Source organism: Haematobacter missouriensis, from assembly GCF_000740775.1.
GTDB lineage: Bacteria > Pseudomonadota > Alphaproteobacteria > Rhodobacterales > Rhodobacteraceae > Haematobacter > Haematobacter missouriensis.
In genome coordinates, this window is sequence record NZ_JFGS01000001.1 from 184,220 (window position 1) to 206,042 (window position 21,823).

Below are 21,823 nucleotides of genomic sequence, written 5' to 3' on the forward strand. Positions count from 1 at the left end.
TGCGGCTTGCCAATGGGGTGGCATTCGGGAACTCTGTCCGCAAGAAAACAGTCAGGAGGCCAGAATGAGCTGGAACCCCGCCCTCGACCCCACATGCCCGATCGGTGACGAAGTCGATGCCATCGAGACGGTCATTATCCCCCGCGCACGCGACATCGGGGGGTTCGAGGTGCGTCGCGCGCTTCCCGCCGCCTCCCGCCGGATGGTCGGTCCTTTCGTGTTCTTCGACCAGATGGGGCCGGCCGAATTCCTGACGGGGCAGGGGATAGACGTACGCCCGCATCCGCATATCGGTCTGTCTACCGTCACCTATCTGTTGCGCGGGCGTCTCCACCACCGCGATTCCATTGGCACGGACCAGTGGATCGAGCCGGGCGCGGTGAACCTGATGACGGCGGGCAACGGCGTGACACATTCGGAGCGCACGGATGGCGAGGCGCGGAAGCAGCCGCTGTCGATGTTCGGCATTCAGACGTGGCTGGCCCTGCCGGAAGCCAACGAGGATGATCCCGCCGCCTTCCAGCATATCGAAAAAGCCTCGCTCCCCCTGCTGGAGGGGGAGGGCAAGCAGGTCCGGCTGATCCTCGGCGACGCCTGGGGAGAGCGGGCGCCTGTGGCGCTGCCCTCCGAGACTTTCTATGCGGATGCCATGCTGGAGCCCGGTGCTTCGGTTCCGCTGCCTGACAACCACGAGGATCGCGGCGTCTATGTCCTTACGGGAGAGGTGACGGTTGCGGGGCAATCCTTCGAGGCGGGCCGGATGATGGTCTTTCGCCCAGGCGACCGGATCAGCCTTGCTGCGGGACCGAAAGGCGCGCGCATCCTGATTCTGGGTGGCGCCACGCTGAACGGTCCCCGCTTCATCTGGTGGAACTTTGTCGCGTCCTCCAAAGACCGGATCGATGCCGCGCGGGAGGCATGGCGGGCGGGTGACTGGCAGCATGGCCGCTTTCGCCTGCCACCGGGAGATGACCGCGAATTCGTACCCGCGCCGGAGCGGTAAGGGCTTCTGACGAGGCGTGGGCAAAAGTTTTTCCATGCGATCTATTTTTCCTTGCGCAATGCGCTTGACGCCACCCGCGGCGTTGCCTATTAGACCCCCACGCCCGACGGGATCGGGCGAAAAAGAGATGCGCGGTTGTAGCTCAGTTGGTTAGAGTACCGGCCTGTCACGCCGGGGGTCGCGGGTTCGAGCCCCGTCAACCGCGCCACTCTCTTCTTCCCTCTTCATCATAACATGTTGAAAAGGCGGCGCTTGCCGAAGGAAGAAGAGTGTTGCGTCCCATTTGTCGTTTCCGCTTTATGAGCCAAACGACAGGGGCATGGTATGAAGAACAGCGCAGAGATATGGGATCTGGTGGAGCAGCGGCGGGCGCCTTACGTGGCCTTGGCCGATCAGGTGTTTGATACCCCGGAGATCGCCTATAACGAACGCCGCTCCGTCAATGCGCATCTGGCGCAGATGGAGGCAGAGGGCTTCCGCGTCACGCGTGATCTTGCTGGTATTCCGACGGCGGTGATGGGGGAAGCGGGCGCTGGTGGCCCGGTGATCGCGATTCTCGGTGAATATGACGCGCTTCCGGCTCTGGGGCAGGAACCCGGCGTGGCGGAGCCAAGGCCAACGGCGGAGTTTGACGGCGCCGGGCACGGATGCGGGCACAACCTCCTTGGGTCAGCCGCTCTCATGGCGGCGGCAGCGGTGAAGGACTGGCTGGAGCGGACGGGCACGCCGGGCCGCATCCGGTACTACGGCTGTCCCGCGGAGGAGGGCGGCGCGGCCAAAACGTTCATGGTTCGCGCGGGCCTGTTCGATGATGTGGATGCGGCGATCTCCTGGCATCCCGCAGATTATAATGGCGTGTTCGAGGCGAACAGCCTGGCGAATACCCGGATCGATTTTACCTTCAACGGCCGAGCGTCCCATGCAGCTGCGGCGCCGGATCTGGGCCGGTCGGCGCTCGATGCGGTTGAGCTGATGAATGTCGGCGTAAACTACATGCGGGAGCATATGCCAGACGGCGCGCGCGTGCATTACGCATATCTCGATGCCGGCGGGGTCGCGCCCAACGTAGTGCAAGCGAAGGCGACGGTGCGCCAGCTTATCCGCGCCCAGACCAACCGGGAGCTTCTGGATCTTGTGGCGCGGGTACGCAAGATCGCGCAGGGTGCGGCGCTCATGACGGAGACAACCGTTTCCGAACAGGTGGTCAGCGCCGTCTCCAACCTGCTCGGCAACAGCGTGCTGGACAGGCTGATGCAGGCCCATATGGATCGGCTTGGTCCCGTGTCCTACGACGACGCGGACCGGGCTTTCGCGCAGGCGATCCGGTCCACGCTGACACCCACGCATGTTTCGGAGACCTTTCGCCGGTTACAGCGCCCGCTAGACGCCGATCTGCCGCTTTGCGACTTCGTCGCACCGCTCGGCGCGGCGCTGCCCGGTGGGCAAGGCTCCACGGATGTCGGCGATGTGTCCTGGGCCGTTCCGACGGTGCAGGCCTGGGTCGCCACATGCGCGATCGGCACGCCATTCCATAGCTGGCAACTGACGGCGCAGGGAAAGTCGCCCGTTGCCCACAAGGGAATGGAACTGGCGGCCAAGATCATGGCGGCGACGGCGCAGGATCTCATTGCCGATCCCGCCGCTTTGGCCGCCGCGCAGGAGGAACATCGGCTTGCGCTGAAGCGGGAACCCTATGTCTGCCCGCTGCCCCCGGAGGTCAACCCGCCGATCCCGGCTGGCTGATTGAGGTTTCCTCGGGCGATCCCTGCAAGGGGATCGCCGGTCCGGGATTACTGTTTGCGGAACTTGTCGAGACTGACGACCTCTCCCGAACCGCCATTGGAACTGCCGCCCGACCCGTCGGGATCGGTGTCGTCATCTCCCGTGCCATGTTCTTCGAGATCATCCAGCTCTTCGTCATCGGCCACCTGGCTTTCGAAGCGCAGCCCGAACTCCACCGAAGGATCGACAAAGGTCAGAAGCGCGTCGAAAGGCACATAGAGCCGCTCCGGCTGATCCCCGAAGTTCAGGGTGATGCCGAATCCGTCCTCGTCCACCTCCAGATCCTCGTACCAGTGCTGGATGACGACGGTGATCTCCTCCGGGTAGCGCGCGCGGAGCCAGTTGGCCAGCTCCACCTCGGGATGGGTGGTGTCGAAGCTGATGAAGAAATGATGCTCTCCGGGAAGACCTTCGTCCGCGACCTGCTGAAGCACCTGACGGGTCAGGCCCCGCATCTGTTCGTGCATGAGGCGACCGTAGTCTATCGTGTCGTGCATCCGTTCTTTTCTCCCTTGCCCGACGGGGCGGCGGTGGAACCAAACAATAGGCGTTTTGGGCCGGAAGAAAAGGGTTCGCGGCAGAATCCCGCCGTAAGGCGTATCAGGGTCGGGTCGGAAGGCTGATGCTCCTTTCCCGCCCGGCTGCGTGAAGGAGCCAGGAGCCGTCCATTTCCCTGCTAGTCCAGTCGATGCGACCTCCATCCCGTGCGAGCACCGGTTTCAGCGAGAGAGCCGCCGTTCCCTCTGCATGGGCCGCCAGTTCGGACGTTCCAAAGCACCAGACCGCATCGACCGCGTCATATGCGGCGAGAGGGGGAAGCAGGGCATCCCGGTCCCCGCTGATGACGCTGACCGTGCCGGAAGGGAGTCCGGCCCCAGCCAGAAGCAGGGCCAGCCCGATCGCAGGTTGCGGATCGCGGGGGGAGGGCAGCATGACCACACGGTTGCCCAGGGCAAGGAGCGGCAGCAGGAGCGAGAGGGGCGCCATCAGCGCAGCCTCTGCCGGGCAGGCAAGGGCGACGATGCCGAAAGGGTCCGGCTGGCTCAGCAGGAGCCGCTCCGCTCCGATCTGGCTCTCGCCAGTGCCGATGGGCAGAACTGCCTTCCGGAAGCGGTCGATGGCCGGCCCCAGCGCCTCCCGCGCGGTGGTGCCCGCAATGCGTCCCGCCTCGCGGGAAAACCGCTCCGCGGCGGCATGCAGGACGCGCGCACGCTCCGCTGGAGGGAGGCGGCTCCAAGCGGAGGACTTCCGGGCGCTTTCGACGGCGTCTGCCACGTCTTTGGGAGAGCCGAGCGGTGCCACGCCGGTTGCCGCCGCATAGCCTTCGCCGCCTGCGGGCGATCGGGCCACGCCCCCGATCACCAGCCGGGCTCCGCTGTTCAGCGGCATTGCCTGCGGCGAAGCCGAGGGCCGCTCCGGGCGCCCGCGCGATGGAAGATCCGAACGCGACCACTCCGCAAGTGACCAGCCGCCGAAGCCGCTGTCGGCCCGCGGTGGTGCGCTGGCCTCGACCGGCGCATTTACCGCGACACTGCCCGAGCCGAGTTGGAGAGCAAGTTGCAGGGCTCTTCCGCCGTTGCCGCTCCAGACAGATACCGGCGCGGCAAAGCGGCTGTTGTTCGCGAGCGCCACCGCCTCCTCCACCGAGCGGAAAGTCGCGGTGATCGCGACCGGGCCAGCGATCGACGCATCCCAGAGCGCTGAAGAGGGCGATACCGCCCGGATCAACTCGGGCGCAACGCCGCCTTCTGCCGCGCGCCCGCGGACGATCTCCAGCCCCTCTGCCGAGGCTGTGGACAGGAGTTGCGCGAGCCGTGCCGTCGCAGCGGAGCGAAGCGCGCCCAGATCGTTGCCGCGCGCCAGCGGATTGCCAGTGCGGAGCCGCTCGAACCTGCGCAGCAGCAGCGTCTCGAACCGCGCCGCCATGTCCGCCGCGATCAGCACCCGCGCGCCCTGCCTGCCGAAACCTGTTACGATCGCCTCGATGGCAGCATCGGGATCGGCATCGCCGAAGACGATGAACACCGGCGTTCCCCCGAGGCGAAGCGCCAGCGACTTGTTCAGACCCGCCGTTTCCCTGACCAGAGCGCGCCCGGCCTCCTCGCTGCCGAAAAGCACGATCCGCCCCGGGATTTCGCTTTGCGCCAGCGCGGAGCCCAGCGGAGCCCCGCCGCTCACGACGTTCAGCAAACCGCGCGGGAGCCCGCCCTCCGCTGCAATGGCGGCGAGGGCGAGGGCGGTCAGCGGGGTCTTCGGCGCCGGTTTCAGTACGAGCGCATTTCCCGCCGCCAGAGCCGCCGCAAGGTCATGCGCTATGTCGCCAAGCCCCGTATCGGCCGAGAGGAGCATCAGCCCGACACCCAACGGCGCGTCGGACGGGGCCGTTGCAGCGGCACGGAGCCGGCCGGGAAGCGCGGCGGTCTCCTCCTGCACTCGCGTGATGGGGCGACCGGTCTCCAGCACCGAAAGCAGGGTCAGCAGGGTGCGGTTCTCCTCCACCCTCCGGGCGAAGGACAAAAGATGGTCCGTCCGCTCCCACGGAGCGAGTGCGGCCCAGCGTTTCCCCGAACGGCGCGCGACCCGCAGGGCACGCAGACCTTCCTCCACTGTCGTTTCGGTTGCGTGAGCGATCATCGCCCCGTCGAGCGCGGTGATGACCGGAAGCTCGGCGCCCGGTCGGGTGAACCTGCCATCGACAAAGGCGCCAAGCCGGTTTCCATGACCTGCGAGCCAGCGGCGGACAGGTGTCAGTTCTTCCGCCGCCGGGCTGTAATCCAGATCCGTCATGAGATCGGTAAGACCGGTCATCCTGCTTCCCCCTCAGGCGATGCCCTGACGCCAGTCGGCAGTGCCCCGACCCGTCACGTGTTGCTCAAGTTGACGCTCGATCCCCGATAGCAGGGAGGAGGCGCCTATCCGGAAAAGATGCGGCTCCAGCCAGGCGCGGCCCAGTTCCTCCCGCATCAGAACCTGCCAGTCGAGGGCGTCTTCGGCGCTTCTCAGGCCACCGGCCGGCTTGAAGCCCACGGCATGGCCTGTCGCATCGTGGTAATCTCGGATCGCGCGCATCATTACCAGACTTACCGGCAACGTGGCGTTCACCGTTTCCTTGCCGGTCGATGTCTTGATGAAATCCGCCCCGGCCTGCATGGCCACCATGGAAACCTGATAGACGCGGGAGAGGTCGCCCAGTTCGCCGGTGGCAAGGATCGCCTTCAGATGGGCCGCGCCACATGCCTCCCGCATCGCCGCGACTTCGTCATGGAGCGCGCCCCAGGCGCCCTTCAGCGCCCATTCCCGTGTGATGACGATGTCTATCTCCGCAGCTCCCTCCGCCACGGCATAGCGGATCTCCTCCAGACGCAGGCGGAGCGGCATCAGCCCGGCGGGGAAGCCCGTCGCGACCGAGGCTACTGGAATGCCCGACCCGTGGAGGGCGCGGACGGCGTGGGGTACCATCGTCGGATAAACGCAGACAGCACCCGTGGTCAGCCCCTCGACCCCAAGCGCTTCGCGGATCGCAGGGGGGAGCGGCCGGCGGGCCTTGTCGCAGAGCCGCGCAACACGCTCCGCCGTATCGTCGCCAGCGAGGGTGGTGAGGTCCATGCAGCGGATCGCATTCAACAGCCATGCCACCCTGTTCTCTCCCGAAAGCGCGCGGCTTCGGGCGATACGCGGCGCATCTCGCTCCGCGGCTGTGGTGTCCACCGTCCGTTCATCGAAAAGCCGCGGGTTGAGCGGCGTGCCGGGATTTCTGCGCGGCGCTGGCAGAAAGGGAGCGAGTCGGCTGGGCAGCCCCGCACGATGCCGTCCGATACGCTCCTGCTCCATCGGAGTTCCTTTCCCGTTCCGCTTCCGTCAGCCGGCGATCTTCTGTCTCACCCCGTCCACTGTGCCGGAAAAGGCATTGGCGAGGGTGAAGGTGTCATGCCCGACGGAGACGACCTGATAGCCTTCGGCGATAAGCTCCGCCGCGCGTTCCGTCCGGCCGCCAAAGGCACAGGCGAGCTTGCCCCGCGCCCGCGTGCGCCGGGCGATCTCCCGCATCGCCTCTCGCACGGCCGCGCCCTCCGGTTCGATGGTCCCGTTAGAAAGCGCGATCGACAGATCGGCCGGGCCGACAAGGATGCCGTCGATGCCCGGCACGGACAGGATATCGTCCAGCACTGCGAGAGCTTCCCGCGTCTCGCACATGGCGATGGCGGCGGTCGAACCGTTCGCTCCGCTGAAGTAATCGGCCGGGGTCATGCCATGGGCCTGAAGCGCCCGACCCGGCCCCCAGCTTCTGCGCCCGAGCGGCGGATACTTGATCTCTGCGGCAAAGGCGGCGGCGTCTTCCGCCGAGTTTATCATCGGAGCGACGATCCCTGCCGCGCCGAGGTCGAGCGCGCGCGCCGCCATTGCCCAATCCCGCACCGGAACCCGCACCAGGGCGGGCGTCTGTACGAGTGTCGCCTCCGTGATGCTGTCACGCGTACTGGCTATATCGTGCTGACCGTGCTGAAGGTCTATCAGGACCGCATCGTAACCCGAACGCGCCATCAGGCCTACCACGGCAGGAGAGGCGATCTCCGACCAGCCCAACAGGACGGTCCCCCGTTCTTCGGCGATGAGGGAGAGGGAGGGGAGCGTCCGTGTCATGGCTTGTGCCCTTGTTGCTTCGCCTAAAGGCGTAGCGCGGCCCTTGTCGTGGGTTCAAGCGGAAGTTCTGCCTCCTCATGCGTCATCCTGTTCGGCCATCACCTCTGACATCGTGTCTATCAACGCGCGCCCAAGGGGGCCGGGACGGCGCTCGACCGGCCATGCCGCGATGATGGTGCGGGCCGGGTGGAACTGGGCATCGGCGCAGGTCAACCGTCGGATACGACCCGAACGGACCTCATCTTCGAATGTGCCGGAGGCCGCGAAACACCAGCCTAGGCCCAGAAGAACGATCTGTCGGATCTGCTCCACATCATTCACCGTCCAGACATCGGTCGAGAAGATCCGGCCCACACGTTCCATGTCGATTTCCGGCGCGCCGACATAATAGATCTGGCGCTCGCGGTCGAAGGCGCGGGCCGCGAGGGGCGCGGGAAGCGCCGCGAGTGGATGCGTCATTGCGCAAACGGGTGACAAGGTCTCTATCGCGAAGGAGCGCGCCTCCATGTCCAGCGGAATGGCCGCGGCGAGGGAAAAGGCCATGTCGAACCGCCCCCCACGCAGATCGTCCCACAATGTGGCGAGCGAGGAGTTGAAGAACTGAAAGGTGGCGCGGGGATGCAGATCCGCGAACCGGCCCAAAGCCTGCGTCAGCCGCGCACGGGGGAAAAGCACATCCACCGCCACCCTGATGCGTGTTTCCAGCCCCTGCTCCAGAGAGGCGGCATGCGAGGTGAAACGCCGCGCTCGCTCCACCACCGATTTCGCCTCGGCAAAAAGCGCGCGGCCCTGCTCCGTCAGCGCGGCGGGGCGCTGGGCGCGTTCGATCAGGGGGAAACCGCACTGAGTCTCCAGTTGGACAAGCGAGTAGTTGATGGAGGAGACCGGCCGCCGCAGGGCGCGCCCGGCGGCTGACTGGCTGCCCGTTTCTATCACAGCAATGAAAGCGGTCAGGTGATCGACCAGGTTGGGATGCACTTTCCGATATCCTGAAAGATATTTACGATTATTTTCATATTACCAGAAATCAGAATCATGCTACCCTCCAAATTGCCGGAAAATGCCTAAGGCATGCCGGACCTGTTTTGGGAGGAACGGGAATGCGGGAGGATCGCCGGGTCGCGCTTCACGCGCAGCCGCCGCTGTTTAATTTCACATCGCTCAACAGGCCGCGCGCATGACGTCGGCTTCACCTGCCGTTGCAACCGCAGAAGCGCTGACACCGGCGGAAGGGGTACTGGTCTGCGACAATGTCAGCCGCCGTTTCGGTGGGGTGAAGGCACTGACCGACGTGTCTGTCGCCGTGCGGCAGGGAGAGATCTTCGGACTGGTCGGTCCGAACGGCTCGGGCAAGACGACCCTCGTCAATGCGATCACCGGGTTCTATCCGCCGCAGGAAGGGACGATCACGCTTGAGGGCAGGCAGATCAACGGCCTGAAACCCTATCGTATCGCCGGTATGGGAGTGGCGCGGACATTTCAGAACGTCGCGCTGTTCCATGGGATGAGCGTACTCGACAACATCCTGATGGGCCGGCACATCTACATGAAGCCCAATCCGCTGGCGTCGTTCTTCTATCCATGGTGGGCGCGCAAGGAAGAGGTCGCGCATCGCCGCAAGGTGGAGGAGGTCATCGACCTGCTGCAGCTCGAAAGCGCTCGGGACGAGCATGTGGATGTCATCCCGCTCGGCCTTCAGAAGCGGGTAGAACTGGCCCGGGCTCTCTGTGCCGAGCCGCGGCTTCTGGTCTTGGACGAGCCCATGGCGGGCATGAACCAGGAGGAGAAGGAATACATGGTCCGCTTCATCCTCGATGCCCAGGAGGCGCTGGGCCTGACCGTTCTCATCATCGAGCACCATATGGACGTGATCACCGCAATCTGCGACCGGGTGCTCGTCCTGTCCAACGGCACCGAAATCGCCCAGGGGCCGGCGCGCGAGGCGATCGCCGATCCGAAGGTGGTCGAAGCCTATATCGGAAAGGCACGCCATGCAGCTTGAGCCTGTCCGCGCCGCGCCCTTGTCCGCGCCCGAGGCGTTGCATCCCGACTGGGTCGCCGATGACCACCTGATGAGCCTGCTGGGCCGGAATGCGCGCGATCACGGCTCCGATGTGGCCCTGCGGGAACGCAACCACGGTATCTGGCAGGAATACACCTGGAAGGATTACCACGACGCGGTGCTTGCCTTTGCCGCCGGCCTGGAGGCGGAGGGTGTCGGGCAGGGTGACATCGTTCTGGTGATCGGGGACAACCGGCCGAACCTGTATTTCGGCATGCTGGGAGCAGTAGCGCTCCGCGCGATCCCGTCGCCTGCCTATGCGGATGCCCCGGCGGAGGAGCTGGCGCAGCAGATGAAGCGCGAAGGCGTTCATGTCGCCATCGCAGAGGATCAGGAGCAGGTGGACAAGCTGCTCGCCGCCCGCGAAACCCATCCCGGTCTCCGGCTCATCATCTATGATGACCCGCGCGGGCTGAAGGGGAAGGAGGCGCCGGGCGTCGTCGCCTTCAGCGAGATTTCCGAGCGGGGCAGGGCGCGGCTGGCGGCGGAGCCGGGGCTGGCGGAAGATCTGCTCTCGCGTCCCTCCGTGCATGATGTGGCGATCCTGCTGCATTCCTCCGGCACCACAGGCGCGCCGAAGGGCATTCCCCTGAAGCATGGGCATGTGCTGGCCGGTGTGCGGAACGCTGCGGCGGCGGGATACTTCCAGCAGGGGGAGGTCCATATGGCCTATCTCCCGATGGCCTGGGTCGGGGATTTCATCTTTTCCGTGGGCGCGGCCATGGCGCTCCGCTTCACCGTGCATGTGCCGGAGGGGCAGGAAACCGCGCTGCATGACCTGCGGGAGATCGCTCCCACGCTTTATTTCGCCGCGCCGCGCGCCTGGTCGGCCATGCTGACAAGAATTCAGGTCGGAGTGGCGGAGACGGCGGGCATGAAGCGGCGGCTCTATGATGCTTTCGTGCCTTTCGCGGTCGAACTGGAGCGCAAACGCCTTTCCGGCCATGTGCCGACGGCGACGGAACGGCTGCGTCGCGCGATGGGAGAGGTGCTGATCTATGGCCCGATCCGCGATCACCTTGGCCTCAGCCGTGTGAAGCGTGCCTATACGGCGGGCGAGGCGATCGGGGAGGATGTGTTTCTCTACTTCCGCGCGCTCGGCCTGAACCTGAGGCAGTTCTATGGTCAGACGGAGAACTGCGCGCTGGCGGTCGCCCAGAAGCCGGAGGACATCTCGCTGACCACCGTGGGGCGCCCCTTTCCCGGCGTGGAGATGCGGATCGCCGAGGACGGGGAGATCCTGCTGCGGGGCGACAACATCTTCGACGGCTACTTCCAGAATGACAAATCTACCGCGGAGACGCTCCGCGACGGCTGGCTGCACACCGGTGACGCCGGGCAGGTGGAGGGGGATGGCCAACTCGTCGTTCTGGGCCGCGTGTCGGAGGTCATGCACACCGCCAGCGGCACGCGTTACATCCCCACCTATATCGAGAACCGGCTGAAATTCTCGCCTTTCATCAAAGATGCGTGCGTGATCGGCGCAGGGCGGGACTTCCTCTCGGCGATCATCTGCATCGACTTTGCCGCGGTGGGGCAGTGGGCGCAGGAAAACCGCGTGGCCTATACGTCCTACGCCGAACTGTCCCAGCGGCCGGAGGTCTATGGGCTTATCGGCGACGTGGTGGCGCAGGTGAATGCGGCCATGCCCGCGAACCTCAACATCAGCCGGTTCGTCAATCTTCACAAGGAATTCGACCCGGACGATGGGGAAGTGACGCGCACCCGCAAGCTGCGCCGCAACCTGATAGACGACCGCTATGCCGCGATCATCGATGCGATCTATGCCGGACAGGACAGCGTCGATTACCGCGCTCAGATCACCTATGAGAACGGGCAGACGGGGACGATAGAGCGCCGCCTGTCCATCCGCGACGTCAACGGCGGGGAGGGGCGTTGATGGCCTATTTCGTTGAACTTGTGATCAATGGCGCGCTGACCGGGCTGATGTACAGCCTCGTCGCCTTGGGCTTCGTGCTGATCTACAAATCCGCGGGCGTGCCAAACCTGGCGCAAGGAGCTTTGGTGATGACGGCGGGCTATGCCGTCTGGCTCCTGCTCTCCTTCGGGCTGCCGATGTGGCTGGCGGTGATCGGCGCTGCGCTGGCCATGTTCGCGCTGGGTCTGGTGGTGGAGCGGTTGCTGCTGCGCCGGATGGTCGGTCAGCCGATCATCATGATCGTGATGCTGACCCTCGGACTGGATATCCTGCTGCGCGGGCTGGTGCCCGGTATTCTCGGCACCACGCCGAAGCCGCTCGACCTCGGCATCGGGTTTGCGCCGGTGATCGTGGGGGACGTATTCATCAACCGCACCTATCTGATCGGCGGAGCCATCGGCGTGGTCATGGTCATCGCCGCGCTGCTGTTCTTCCGCACCCGGCTCGGTACCAAGCTCCGCGCCGTCTCGGACGACCATATCTCCTCTTGGGCGGTCGGCATCTCGGTGGAACGCGCCATCGGCATCTCCTGGGGTCTGGCGGGGGTGACGGCGGTTGTCGCGGGGACCCTCTGGGGATCCGCACAGGGGGTGGACTGGACGCTTTCCACCTTGCTGTTCCCTGCGGTGGCAGTGGTCATCCTGGGCGGGCTCGACTCGATCATCGGGGTGCTGGTGGGCGGCATCCTCGTCGGTGTGTTGGGGGCCGTGATCCCCGGCTATCTCGACAGCATCGTCGGCGGAGGTACGCGGGATGTCGTGACCTCGCTCATCATTCTTCTGACCATCATGATCCGCCCCTACGGCATCTTCGGGCGCGAGGACATCGAGAGGATCTGATATGTATTACCGTCTCTCCGGCGTCCATCACAGCCGCTACGAAAGCGCCCGCGCTCTCTGGCCAGTGCCTGCCGACAGGGCAATCGTCATCCTTCTGCTGCTGCTGGCGTTGGCCGCGCCCCTGTATCTGTCGGACCTCTACCTTGGTTCCTACGTTCTGCCCTGGGTGATCTGGAGCGCTGCGGCGCTGTCGCTCACCCTTCTGATGGGGCTGGCGGGGCAACTGCACTTCGGCTTCGCGGCGGTGATGGCGATCGGGGCCTATGCGGCGATCCACATGGTTCGCGCCGGTGTTCCGTTCGAGATAGCCCTGCTTGCAGCCGGTATTGTCGCCGCCGTGATCGGTACGGTGTTCGGAGCGGCGGCGCTCCGGGTGAAGGGGCTTTACCTCGTCATGGCGACGCTCGCGATGCAGTATCTGGTCGACTGGGTGATCGTGAACGTTCCCGCGATTTCCGGCGGTGCCCATGCCACGCTGCGCACGCCGGAGGTCCGCTTCCTGTTCATGCCGATCGAGAGCCTCGCCTCCCGCTACTGGCTTGCGCTGGGCTGGGCCGTCCTGATGACGCTGTTCTTCCTGAACGTGAAACGGACGAGCTTCGGGCGCGCGCTGGTGGCCATCCGTGACAAGGATTTCGCGGCGGCTGTCATCGGAGTTGATCCCTTCCGCTACAAGCTGATGGCTTTCTTCACCTCCTCCTTCATGGGCGGAGTGACCGGGGCGATCCTAGCTTTCTGCTACTACCGCGCGGTGACGCCGGAGCAGTTCGGCTTCAACGTTTCCATCCAGCTCGTCGCCATGGTGCTTGTCGGAGGACTCGGTTCGGTCGTCGGTTCGTATCTGGGCGCTGGCTTCGTGCTGCTTGCGCCCATCGTTCTGACGAATGGGATCGCCGCTCTGGCGGATGCAGGGTGGGTTCCGGTCAGCCAGAACTTCATCTCGCATCTGCCGCTCATGATCTACGGCGCAATGATCATCGGATTTCTGCTGTTCGAGCCGCTGGGGCTGGCGAAAATCTACGACAACATCCGCAAGTATTTCCTGGTCTGGCCATTCCGCCACGCCAGAAGCTGACGAGTTGACCGGAAGGAGGAGCCGGGAAAATGGGAGGAAGCATGGGACTGAAATGGATGCGTGGCGGCGCGATGACCGCCGTGGTTCTGGCGGGAATGGCTCTTGGCGGCCCCGCCCGTGCGGATGACGTGAAGATCGGACTGCTGCAGGATTTCACGGCTGTCTACACCTTCGTCACCGGGCAATACAATCAGGGTCAGCGGGATTACCTGACGCTGGTGAACGCCGAAGGCGGCGTCGACGGGACCAAGTTCGAGGCCATCGTGCGCGATCACGGCAACCAGCCGCAACGTGGCATCGAAGCCTATAACCGCGCCCGCGATGAAGGCGCGATCCTGTTCGACTTCCTGTCAACGCCGGTTTCCGCGGCGATGATCGACAGCGTGGACAAGGACAAGGTGGTGCTCATCACGCCGGTTCACGGCCGTGGCGACGCCTCGGACGGGGAGGTTTTCCCCTATGTCTTTCCGATGATGGCGACCTACTGGTCGCAGGCGGCGAACCTTGTCGAATACATGAAATCGAACGGTGGCCTGGAAGGCAAGAAGATCGCCATCGTGCACATCGACAGCCCATTCGGCCGCGAGCCTCTGCCGATCCTGAACGATCTTGCGGAGAAGGAGAAGTTCGAGGTCAAGGCATTCCCTTATGCCAGCCCCGGCAACGAGCAGTCCGCCGCATGGTCGGAGGTCCGGCGTTACCGCCCGGATTACGTGATGATCTGGGGTGCGGGCGGCGGGCAGGCGGTCTCCGTCCGCTCCGCGATCCAGAACGGCATCGATCCGAACAGCATCTATTCCGTCATCTGGCTGGCGGAGACGGATGCCGCGAACGTGGGCGCGGCCCAGATGAAGGGCGTCAAGCGCTTCGAGGCGACGGCTTCCGGGGTGGATAGCCCCATCCTCGAGCGCATCCAGTCCAAGGTGATCGATGCCGGTCACGGGGCGGGCGACAAGGCCAATGTCGGCACCAGCTATTACAATCTCGGCGTAGCCACCATGGCTGTCGCGGTGGAGGCGGCGCGGCTCGCGCTGGCCGATGGCGGTGGTCCGCTGACGGGGGAGAAGCTGAAGGCCGGGTTCGAGAAGATCACCGATTTCGACGCCGAGGGGCTGATGCCGCCGATTACGATCACGGCAAACGATCATCAGGGCGGCGGTGCGGGACGGGTGTCCGAATGGGACGGTTCCGCCTGGGTGCCTGTCTCCGACTGGCACGCGGCCTATCAGGACGTCGTGCGGGCGGAGATCGAAAGTTCAGCCGCGAAATACAAGGCGGGGAACTGACCCATGCCGGGGCTCGTCCTCGAGAATGTCGAGGTGATCTACGACAAGGTGTTCCTCGCCATCAAGGGCGTGTCCCTGGAAGTCGGGGAGGGCGAGGTTGTCGCCCTTCTCGGCTCCAACGGCGCGGGGAAATCGACGACGCTGAAAGCGATCTCCGGCCTGCTCGGGCCGGAGCGCGGGCTTGTCACACGCGGCGCGATCCGCTTTGGGGAACATGACCTGCTGAAGATGGGACCGCCGGAACGGGTGGCCGACGGTCTGGTGCATGTGCTGGAAGGCCGGCGGATCTTCGGCCACCTTACGCCGGATGAAAACCTGATCGCCGCCTATCGCGGCGGCAATTCCGCCCGCTACAACGAGCTTCGCGAACAGGTCTACGACTACTTTCCACGCCTGAAGGAGCGCATCCGGTCCAAGGCCGGATATCTCTCCGGTGGGGAGCAGCAGATGCTCGCCATCGGACGCGCTCTGATGACCGAGCCGAAGCTCGTCATGCTGGACGAGCCCTCGCTTGGACTGTCACCGCTTCTGGTGCAGGAGATCTTCGCGATCATTCGCAAGATCAATGAAGAGCAGGGTCTCTCTGTGCTGCTGGTCGAACAGAACGCAGCCGCGACCCTGGATGTGGTGGGCCGGGCCTATCTCATAGAGAACGGTCAGGTGGTGATGTCGGGTGCAGCGGAGGTGCTGAAAAGCAACCCGGACGTGCAGGACTTCTACCTCGGCGGTGGCGGCAAGGTCGATTATCGCAACGTGAAGCACTACCGCCGGCGCAAACGCTGGCTGGCTTGAAGGAGAACGCTATGGGCGAACCCTACGACCAGGCGGAAACCCTGGATCCTCCTGCACGTGACAAGGTTCTTTTCACACGGTTGAACGCGGCGCTGGCCCGCGCGCGCGGAGAACAGCCCTATTGGGCGGATCGCCTGCGGGACAGCCCTGAACGGGTGGAGGACTGGACCGGGTTGTCAGCGCTGCCGGTGCTTCGAAAATCCGAGCTTTCCGCCCTGCAGAAGGCTACCCCCCCCTTCGGCGGCCTCACCGCGACCGAGCGGGGGCAGCTTCGGCGGCTTTTCATATCCCCCGGCCCGATCTTCGATCCGGAGGGCAAGGGACCGGACTGGTGGGGCGCGGCGCGAGCGCTGCACGCGGCGGGGCTTCGGCAGGGGGACGTTGTGCTCAATACCTTCTCCTACCATCTGACGCCCGCGGCCTTCATGTTCGAAAGCGGTGCAGAGGCGATCGGTTGCGCGGTGATCCCGACAGGCCCGGGCAATACCGCGGATCAGCTCATCGCCATCGAGCAATTCCAGCCAAGCGCCTATGTGGGCACGCCGGACTTCCTCAAGATCATTCTGGACAAGGCGGCGGAGCAGGGCGCGGATACCAGTTCTCTTCGGATGGCGCTCGTCTCCGGTGCGGCCCTCCCCGAGTCGCTTCGGCTAGAGCTTGCCGGGCGCGGCGTGCAGGTTCGCCAGTGTTACGGTACTGCGGATCTGGGCATCGTCGCCTATGAGGGCGATGGCCCCGGCATGGTGGTGAACGAAGGTGTGCTGCTGGAAATCGTGCATCCCGGCACGGGGGAGCCTTTGCCGGACGGAGAGGTGGGCGAAGTCGTGGTGACGCGGCTTTCGCCTGATTACCCGCTCTTCCGCTTTGCCACGGGTGATCTGTCCGCGATCTTGAGCGGTCCTTTGGAGGACGGCAGAACCAACCGGCGGATCCGTGGTTGGCTCGGTCGGGCGGACCAAGCGACAAAGGTGAAGGGCATGTTCGTCCGGCCCGAGCAGGTGGCCACCGTTGCCCGCTCTGTGTCAGGAACCGGCAAGGTGAGGCTCGTCGTTAAACGCGAAGGCGAGCAGGATCGGATGGAGCTATGGGCTGAACATGCCGCTGCGGCTGCCGCTGACAAACTGGGCAAGAAGCTCACCGAAGTTACCAAGCTGAAGGGGGTGGTACGCATCGTACCGCCAGGAACGCTGCCGAACGACGGTAAAGTTATCGCCGACGAGCGATAGGTAATCCGAAGATCGCGTTGGGGGCGTGGCGAATGCAGCCATCGCCCCTTGCGCAGCGAGGATAGGGGATGTTACACGATCCGCGCGCGGGTGTAGTTCAGAGGTAGAACGTCAGCTTCCCAAGCTGAATGTCGTGGGTTCGATTCCCATCGCCCGCTCCATTTCCTCAGAAATGTGCAGCAATATAGCGTGTTGTGTCTCGACGAAAATCCGGGTCGAACCTCCATCGCCGCTACTGCAACCGGGCGACTCGCCGTCGATCCATGCCCTTTTCATGGAGTTCGGAAAGTTCGGCCTGAGAATGGCCACACACGGTGATGAGCTATGGCCGGGAGTGGGTAGCCCTGTCGCTTTCCGATACCGGGGAAGAGGCGATTTTCCAGATCGCCTTATGGCATCAGCGGCGAAATATGCGGCCAAGCGGAACCCGTCGAAAATTCTGAACCCCTTTGGTGAGTAATTTTCCCCGTCACGGCTGCCGCGCGTGCGGGTCTATGGAACGGAGGCGGCATCGGGTCTCACCTCTGCAGACCATCGGCTTCTGTCACCGGCGATCCTCGGCGCGAGTTCCCTCGGATGAACCGTCGGGTTTGTGGCTCGTTCATCATGGCTTGACGCAGGGTTACCGGATGCCTTCTCAGGAACGCGCCCGATGCGAGGTCGGTTAACGATTGCTCCAGCTGCGAATGAAGGGACTGTCTATCGCGAGCGGAACAGCATTGCAGGGCTGCCCACGCCCAGCAGGTCGCCCGTCGCGACGTGCTCCCGGCAGGATACTGGCGCCGACTTCAGGATTTTCCATCTGCCCCGACTGTCGCCGGGCTATTTCGCCCGCCGGATCTTCATTGCGGTGGCAAAGGGATCCGCGGCAAGATCATCGGGATGCACCTCTGCCCCGGGGATCGGTGGCACCCCGATCGAGATCCGTAGATGCTGGGGCCAGCTGTCTGCCAGATACGGACGCTGCGCCACGATCCGGATATGCGCCTCCGTTAGCGGGACACCAGGCGCGAGGCAGATATCGTCGCTGCGACTGTCATACTCAATTTTGCCCGTCTCCAACTCTCTCAGCAGGCGCTCATGGTCTTCGTGGGTCATCGGATCATTCTCAATCAATATAATGAAAATCGTCGCGCCTCTGGGAAAGCAGGGTGGAGGACAACGCAATCAAATTTTCTTGGGCCGGAGCGTGTATGGAAGCATAAAACCCGCCGAAAGTAAGATAAATTTTCTATTGTTGTAACTATTTAAGATAACTTTCGGGAAGAGGCGGTTCTCCGCGCCGTTCGCTTCTGGAATTCGCGGAGCATGGCCATGATGCGGCGGCGACTTCCGACAGTGATCTCGTTGACCTACCCGCTCTCAATAGGGTCGAATTGAGCGATCAGGAGAGCGAAGCGTCGGCGGGCTGGATCGGCCGTTCAGGGCACGGTTTTCTCCGCAATGCCGGTCGCCGGGCAGCGCGACGCGGTTCTACCTGACTGCCCGGGTGGAGGCGGGACGCGTTGGACCTTCATGGGGAGAGTAATCCCGAGAAATTATTGAATACAAAGGTGCTACCGCAGCTGATGTCAGACACTTGCACCTTGATTTTATTTCAAAATTTCTGCTTGCGCTATTGCAACGTCCGCAGCGAACGCGCAATCCCGAGACGGAAATCATTTGCTTTCTGGAAATGGTCGGAAAAGGGGGATCTCTTCTTCTCCACCCTTTTGCTGAATTGTTTCATGCGCGCCCTCTGCGCAGAGTTCCAGCGTGTTCGGTTTGTGGCTGGCTGCCGGCCGAAGCAAGGGAGGGTATTCCATGACTTATGAAAATGTAGAGATTCATCCGGCGGTGGACGGGGGCGTTCACCCCGGAAAAGCGGATTTTGCGGGAGGAACGCTGAAATGCCACTGCGCCAGCAATCCTGTCGAAGTGAAGGTTTCGCACCAGACCGCGCATAACCACGTCTGTGGCTGCACCAAATGCTGGAAGCCGGAAGGCGCGACCTTCGCTCAGATCGCGGTGGTTCCGCGGGACCATGTGAAGGTAACGCAGAATGCGGACAAACTGAAGATCGTCAACGAACAGGCGGCTATTCAGCGTCACGCCTGCAAGGATTGCGGCGTGCACATGTATGGCCGGATCGAGTCGACGGATCACCCCTTCCACGGTCTGGATTTTGTTCATACCGAGCTCTCCGCCGAGGATGGCTGGTCGGCACCCGAATTCGCCGCCTTCGTTTCTTCGGTGATCGAATCGGGTGTCGCTCCTGACCGTATGGAAGGTATCCGGGGCCGGCTGCGCGAGCTGAAGCTGGAGCCTTATGATTGCCTTTCGCCGCCGCTTATGGATGCGATCTCCACCTTCGTGGCCAAGAAGAACGGGGTTTTGGCCGCGGCCTGATTAGCAGTGCCTGGGGTGCCGGCGCGAACAATTGCGCCGGCGCCACCCGTGCGGGGCCTGAACGCCCTGCATAGCGAGATGGAGATTTCGATGCGCACCCGTGCTGCCGTCGCCCTAGAAGCCGGTAAACCGCTTGAGGTGATGGAGGTGAACCTCGAAGGCCCGAAGGCGGGTGAGGTTCTGGTAGAGATGAAGGCGACCGGCATCTGCCACACCGATGAGTTCACATTGTCAGGGGCCGATCCCGAAGGCCTCTTTCCGGTCATTCTCGGGCATGAGGGTGCCGGGGTCGTGCTGGAGGTCGGCCCGGGGGTCGCGACGCTCAAACCCGGCGATCACGTCATACCGCTCTATACGCCGGAATGTCGCCAATGCCCCTCCTGTCTCAGCCGCAAGACGAACCTCTGCACAGCGATCCGCTCCACTCAAGGGCAGGGTGTGATGCCGGATGGAACGACCCGGTTTACCATGCTGGATGGCACGCCGATCCTACACTACATGGGCTGTTCGACCTTCGCCAACCACACGGTCCTGCCGGAGATCGCACTGGCCAAGGTTCGGGATGACGCGCCTTTCGAGAAAATCTGCTACATCGGCTGTGGCGTCACCACGGGAGTGGGAGCGGTAATCAACACGGCGAAAGTGGAGATCGGCTCCAAGGCGGTGGTTTTTGGCCTCGGGGGAATTGGCCTGAACGTCATTCAGGGCCTGAAGCTCGCCGGGGCCGACATGATCATCGGCGTGGATCTCAACGATGACAAGAAAAGCTGGGGCGAACGCTTCGGCATGACGCATTTCGTCAACCCGCGGAATATCGAAGGCTCTGTCGTTCAGCATATCGTGGACATGACAAAGACACCTTTCGATCAGATCGGGGGTGCGGATTATTCCTTCGACTGCACGGGCAACGTGAAGGTGATGCGCGACGCGCTGGAGTGCACGCATCGTGGCTGGGGTGTCTCTGTCGTGATCGGCGTGGCTCCCGCCGGGGCGGAGATACAGACCCGGCCGTTTCAGCTTGTCACTGGCAGGGTATGGAAAGGCTCCGCCTTCGGCGGCGCGAGGGGACGCACCGATGTCCCGAGGATCGTGGACTGGTACATGGCGGGCAAGATTGAGATCGACCCGATGATCACCCATTACCTGACCCTCGATGAGATCAACACCGGGTTTGATCTGATGCGGGAAGGCAAGTCGATACGGTCGGTCGTGATTTACTGAGGGACATGCCACGGGCGGTGAGAGCGAGTGATCCTGCCTGTTGAGAATGCAAAAATCGCTCCGTCTGCGGATTGAACCTCTCCTATCCCGCTGTCGGTTCGGTTATGGAGAAGCGGATGTGCTCCGGCAGGATTACCAGTCAGAACACAGGCGCGAACTCGCCAAACTCTGGCCAATGGAGGAAAAGCCATGTTTCGTCTGACCAAGTCCGTTCCCGCATCGCTTGCAGCGATCGTACTGGCGGTGAGTGCACTGCCTGCGCTTGCGGATGGTGACCCTGCCAAGGGTGAGAAATCCTTCCGCAAATGCGCGATCTGCCATGCGGTCGAGGCAGGAGCGCCGAATAAGGCAGGACCGAACCTGCATGACGTCGTCGGGCGCAAGACGGCCTCGCTGGAGGGGTTTACCTATTCCGATGCGATGAAGAAGCTGGGTGACGAGGGCCACATCTGGACACCCGAGGAGATTGACCACTTCATCACCGACCCGAAGGCCATGGTGCCGGGAACCAAGATGGCGTTCGCAGGCGTGAAAAAGCCCGAAGAGCGTGCGGATATCGTCGCCTATCTGCAGAGCCTCAATCCCAAATGATCTGCTGACCGGCCACCGAGCCTCTTGACGCGTCCCATCCGGCATGGCTTCCCCTTGCAGGAGGGATGCCGGATGATGGCCGCCCAGGACGGGAGAGGACGCATGAAAGTTTTCATCAGCGCGGACATGGAAGGCACCGCCGGCATCACCGCTTGGGACGAACTGGAACGCGCTCACCCCGATTATGCTCAGTTTCAAGGCTATATGACGGCGGAGGTTGCTGCTGCGTGCGAAGGCGCTCGCGCCGCAGGGGCGACCGAAATCGTGGTGAAGGATGCGCACGAAAGCGCGCGTAACCTGATCCTTGACAGGCTGCCAGAGGGTGTCCGGATCATCCGGGGTTGGAGCGGTCATCCGGACTCCATGATGTTCGGCATCGACAGCAGTTTCGATGCCGCCATCTACACCGGATATCACGCGAAGGCGGGGAGCGATACGAACCCGCTGGCGCATACGATGAACGGGCGTATCGGTCGGCTGCTCATCAACGGTGAGGTTGCCTCCGAATTCACGATGAACAGTCTCTGTGCCGCGCGTTATGGCGTGCCATCGGCCTTTCTCGCGGGGGATGCTGGCATCTGTGCCGATGCAGCCAGCCTGGTGCCGGGCATCGCGACGCTTACGACCGGGCAGGGCTATGGCAATGCGACGGTCTCCCTTACCCCGATCGAGTCCGTGCGCCGCATTCGCGCAGGTGTGGAAAAGGTTCTCCGCGGCGATTTCCGTGCCGCCCTGCCTGCGCTTGCTTCTGACTATGAGATGGTCATCGAATTCTCCACCCCCGGCGACGCCTATCGCGGAAGCTGGTATCCGGGCGTCGAGCAAACAGGGCCGCGCAGTATCCGATTCATCTCAAAGGATTTCTTCGAAATTCAGCGAGCTTTCCGATTTGTCGGCAGCGCTTGATTTGCTGGGTCTGTCGCAAAACTGTTACAATCCTTGCAACCGCAATGGAATGCTGCAACTCTGAGGTTCTGA

19 protein-coding genes and 2 tRNA genes are annotated in these 21,823 nt (G+C 63.6%); 15 read left to right on the plus strand and 6 right to left on the minus strand.

What is annotated here, in order from left to right:
• Positions 1-64: 64 nt before the first annotated feature.
• From CG51_RS00925 to CG51_RS00935, 3 genes are all read left to right on the plus strand, one after another.
• Positions 65-1,003 (plus strand): pirin family protein, encoded by a 939-nt coding sequence (locus CG51_RS00925; RefSeq protein WP_035740848.1) that lies wholly within the window; start codon positions 65-67, stop codon positions 1,001-1,003.
• A 131-nt stretch (positions 1,004-1,134) separates the two neighbouring features.
• Positions 1,135-1,211 (plus strand) — tRNA-Asp (locus CG51_RS00930).
• Between the two features lie 116 nt (positions 1,212-1,327).
• Positions 1,328-2,746 carry a M20 family metallopeptidase gene (locus tag CG51_RS00935; protein WP_035740850.1) on the plus strand — a complete coding sequence of 473 codons (1,419 nt, stop codon included), beginning with the start codon at positions 1,328-1,330 and terminating at the stop codon, positions 2,744-2,746.
• 47 nt (positions 2,747-2,793) lie between these two features.
• Here CG51_RS00935 and CG51_RS00940 read toward each other — a convergent pair whose 3' ends face one another.
• From CG51_RS00940 to CG51_RS00960, 5 genes are all read right to left on the minus strand, one after another.
• Positions 2,794-3,282: an SspB family protein gene (locus tag CG51_RS00940; RefSeq protein WP_035740851.1), complete on the minus strand. Its 489-nt coding sequence runs from the start codon at positions 3,280-3,282 to the stop codon at positions 2,794-2,796.
• 103 nt (positions 3,283-3,385) lie between these two features.
• Positions 3,386-5,593: an aldehyde dehydrogenase family protein gene (locus CG51_RS00945; RefSeq protein WP_035740852.1), complete on the minus strand. Its 2,208-nt coding sequence runs from the start codon at positions 5,591-5,593 to the stop codon at positions 3,386-3,388.
• 12 nt (positions 5,594-5,605) lie between these two features.
• Complete coding sequence (gene deoC / locus CG51_RS00950) at positions 5,606-6,616, minus strand: deoxyribose-phosphate aldolase (RefSeq protein ID WP_084694969.1); 1,011 nt, start codon at positions 6,614-6,616, stop codon at positions 5,606-5,608.
• Between the two features lie 27 nt (positions 6,617-6,643).
• A complete protein-coding gene (locus tag CG51_RS00955) occupies positions 6,644-7,426 on the minus strand; it encodes an HpcH/HpaI aldolase family protein (RefSeq protein ID WP_035740853.1) in 783 nt (260 codons plus the stop codon).
• A 75-nt stretch (positions 7,427-7,501) separates the two neighbouring features.
• On the minus strand, positions 7,502-8,404 hold the full coding sequence (locus tag CG51_RS00960; RefSeq protein WP_035740854.1) for a LysR family transcriptional regulator: 903 nt from the start codon (positions 8,402-8,404) through the stop codon (positions 7,502-7,504).
• A gap of 199 nt (positions 8,405-8,603) precedes the next feature.
• Between CG51_RS00960 and CG51_RS00965 the strand changes: the two genes are divergently transcribed.
• The 8 genes from CG51_RS00965 (at position 8,604) to CG51_RS01000 (ending at position 16,806) form a co-directional block, all read left to right on the plus strand.
• Entirely contained in the window at positions 8,604-9,428 is an 825-nt protein-coding gene (locus CG51_RS00965; RefSeq protein WP_035740855.1) for an ABC transporter ATP-binding protein, read from the plus strand.
• Positions 9,418-11,388 (plus strand): AMP-dependent synthetase/ligase, encoded by a 1,971-nt coding sequence (locus CG51_RS00970; RefSeq protein ID WP_035740857.1) that lies wholly within the window; start codon positions 9,418-9,420, stop codon positions 11,386-11,388. The genes CG51_RS00965 and CG51_RS00970 overlap by 11 nt, the downstream gene beginning before the upstream one ends.
• The gene (locus CG51_RS00975) at positions 11,388-12,266 is read left to right on the plus strand and encodes a branched-chain amino acid ABC transporter permease (protein WP_035740858.1); all 879 of its coding nucleotides are present in this window, start codon (positions 11,388-11,390) and stop codon (positions 12,264-12,266) included. The genes CG51_RS00970 and CG51_RS00975 overlap by 1 nt, the downstream gene beginning before the upstream one ends.
• 1 nt (position 12,267) lies before the next feature.
• A complete protein-coding gene (locus CG51_RS00980; protein WP_035740860.1) occupies positions 12,268-13,341 on the plus strand; it encodes a branched-chain amino acid ABC transporter permease in 1,074 nt (357 codons plus the stop codon).
• A gap of 41 nt (positions 13,342-13,382) precedes the next feature.
• The gene (locus CG51_RS00985; protein WP_035741279.1) at positions 13,383-14,627 is read left to right on the plus strand and encodes an ABC transporter substrate-binding protein; all 1,245 of its coding nucleotides are present in this window, start codon (positions 13,383-13,385) and stop codon (positions 14,625-14,627) included.
• A 3-nt stretch (positions 14,628-14,630) separates the two neighbouring features.
• On the plus strand, positions 14,631-15,419 hold the full coding sequence (locus tag CG51_RS00990; RefSeq protein ID WP_035740862.1) for an ABC transporter ATP-binding protein: 789 nt from the start codon (positions 14,631-14,633) through the stop codon (positions 15,417-15,419).
• Between the two features lie 11 nt (positions 15,420-15,430).
• Complete coding sequence (locus tag CG51_RS00995) at positions 15,431-16,645, plus strand: phenylacetate--CoA ligase family protein (RefSeq protein ID WP_035740864.1); 1,215 nt, start codon at positions 15,431-15,433, stop codon at positions 16,643-16,645.
• An 86-nt stretch (positions 16,646-16,731) separates the two neighbouring features.
• Positions 16,732-16,806: transfer RNA gene (locus CG51_RS01000), tRNA-Gly, on the plus strand.
• A gap of 661 nt (positions 16,807-17,467) precedes the next feature.
• Here the strand turns inward: CG51_RS01000 and CG51_RS01005 are convergent.
• Positions 17,468-17,743, minus strand: coding sequence for a hypothetical protein (locus CG51_RS01005; protein ID WP_035740866.1), 276 nt, complete (start codon positions 17,741-17,743; stop codon positions 17,468-17,470).
• A gap of 705 nt (positions 17,744-18,448) precedes the next feature.
• Between CG51_RS01005 and gfa the strand changes: the two genes are divergently transcribed.
• From gfa to CG51_RS01025, 4 genes are all read left to right on the plus strand, one after another.
• Entirely contained in the window at positions 18,449-19,033 is a 585-nt protein-coding gene (gene gfa / locus CG51_RS01010) for an S-(hydroxymethyl)glutathione synthase (protein WP_035740867.1), read from the plus strand.
• A 90-nt stretch (positions 19,034-19,123) separates the two neighbouring features.
• Positions 19,124-20,254: an S-(hydroxymethyl)glutathione dehydrogenase/class III alcohol dehydrogenase gene (locus CG51_RS01015; RefSeq protein ID WP_035740868.1), complete on the plus strand. Its 1,131-nt coding sequence runs from the start codon at positions 19,124-19,126 to the stop codon at positions 20,252-20,254.
• Positions 20,255-20,443: 189 nt separating this feature from the next.
• Positions 20,444-20,845, plus strand: a complete 402-nt coding sequence (locus tag CG51_RS01020; RefSeq protein ID WP_035740870.1) for a c-type cytochrome — start codon at positions 20,444-20,446, stop codon at positions 20,843-20,845.
• 102 nt (positions 20,846-20,947) lie between these two features.
• A complete protein-coding gene (locus CG51_RS01025; protein ID WP_035740872.1) occupies positions 20,948-21,751 on the plus strand; it encodes a M55 family metallopeptidase in 804 nt (267 codons plus the stop codon).
• Positions 21,752-21,823 lie beyond the last annotated feature (72 nt).

Excerpts from the sequence above, each read along its gene's own strand:
- CG51_RS00925 (WP_035740848.1), top strand. The coding sequence starts at position 65 with ATGAGCTGGAACCCCGCCCTCGACCCCACATGCCCGATCGGTGACGAA.
- CG51_RS00935 (WP_035740850.1), top strand. The coding sequence starts at position 1,328 with ATGAAGAACAGCGCAGAGATATGGGATCTGGTGGAGCAGCGGCGGGCG.
- CG51_RS00940 (WP_035740851.1), bottom strand. The coding sequence starts at position 3,282 with ATGCACGACACGATAGACTACGGTCGCCTCATGCACGAACAGATGCGG.
- CG51_RS00945 (WP_035740852.1), bottom strand. The coding sequence starts at position 5,593 with ATGACCGGTCTTACCGATCTCATGACGGATCTGGATTACAGCCCGGCG.
- deoC (WP_084694969.1), bottom strand. The coding sequence starts at position 6,616 with ATGGAGCAGGAGCGTATCGGACGGCATCGTGCGGGGCTGCCCAGCCGA.
- CG51_RS00955 (WP_035740853.1), bottom strand. The coding sequence starts at position 7,426 with ATGACACGGACGCTCCCCTCCCTCTCCCTCATCGCCGAAGAACGGGGG.
- CG51_RS00965 (WP_035740855.1), top strand. The coding sequence starts at position 8,604 with ATGACGTCGGCTTCACCTGCCGTTGCAACCGCAGAAGCGCTGACACCG.
- CG51_RS00970 (WP_035740857.1), top strand. The coding sequence starts at position 9,418 with ATGCAGCTTGAGCCTGTCCGCGCCGCGCCCTTGTCCGCGCCCGAGGCG.
- CG51_RS00975 (WP_035740858.1), top strand. The coding sequence starts at position 11,388 with ATGGCCTATTTCGTTGAACTTGTGATCAATGGCGCGCTGACCGGGCTG.
- CG51_RS00980 (WP_035740860.1), top strand. The coding sequence starts at position 12,268 with ATGTATTACCGTCTCTCCGGCGTCCATCACAGCCGCTACGAAAGCGCC.
- CG51_RS00985 (WP_035741279.1), top strand. The coding sequence starts at position 13,383 with ATGGGACTGAAATGGATGCGTGGCGGCGCGATGACCGCCGTGGTTCTG.
- CG51_RS00990 (WP_035740862.1), top strand. The coding sequence starts at position 14,631 with ATGCCGGGGCTCGTCCTCGAGAATGTCGAGGTGATCTACGACAAGGTG.
- CG51_RS00995 (WP_035740864.1), top strand. The coding sequence starts at position 15,431 with ATGGGCGAACCCTACGACCAGGCGGAAACCCTGGATCCTCCTGCACGT.
- CG51_RS01005 (WP_035740866.1), bottom strand. The coding sequence starts at position 17,743 with ATGACCCACGAAGACCATGAGCGCCTGCTGAGAGAGTTGGAGACGGGC.
- gfa (WP_035740867.1), top strand. The coding sequence starts at position 18,449 with ATGACTTATGAAAATGTAGAGATTCATCCGGCGGTGGACGGGGGCGTT.
- CG51_RS01015 (WP_035740868.1), top strand. The coding sequence starts at position 19,124 with ATGCGCACCCGTGCTGCCGTCGCCCTAGAAGCCGGTAAACCGCTTGAG.
- CG51_RS01020 (WP_035740870.1), top strand. The coding sequence starts at position 20,444 with ATGTTTCGTCTGACCAAGTCCGTTCCCGCATCGCTTGCAGCGATCGTA.
- CG51_RS01025 (WP_035740872.1), top strand. The coding sequence starts at position 20,948 with ATGAAAGTTTTCATCAGCGCGGACATGGAAGGCACCGCCGGCATCACC.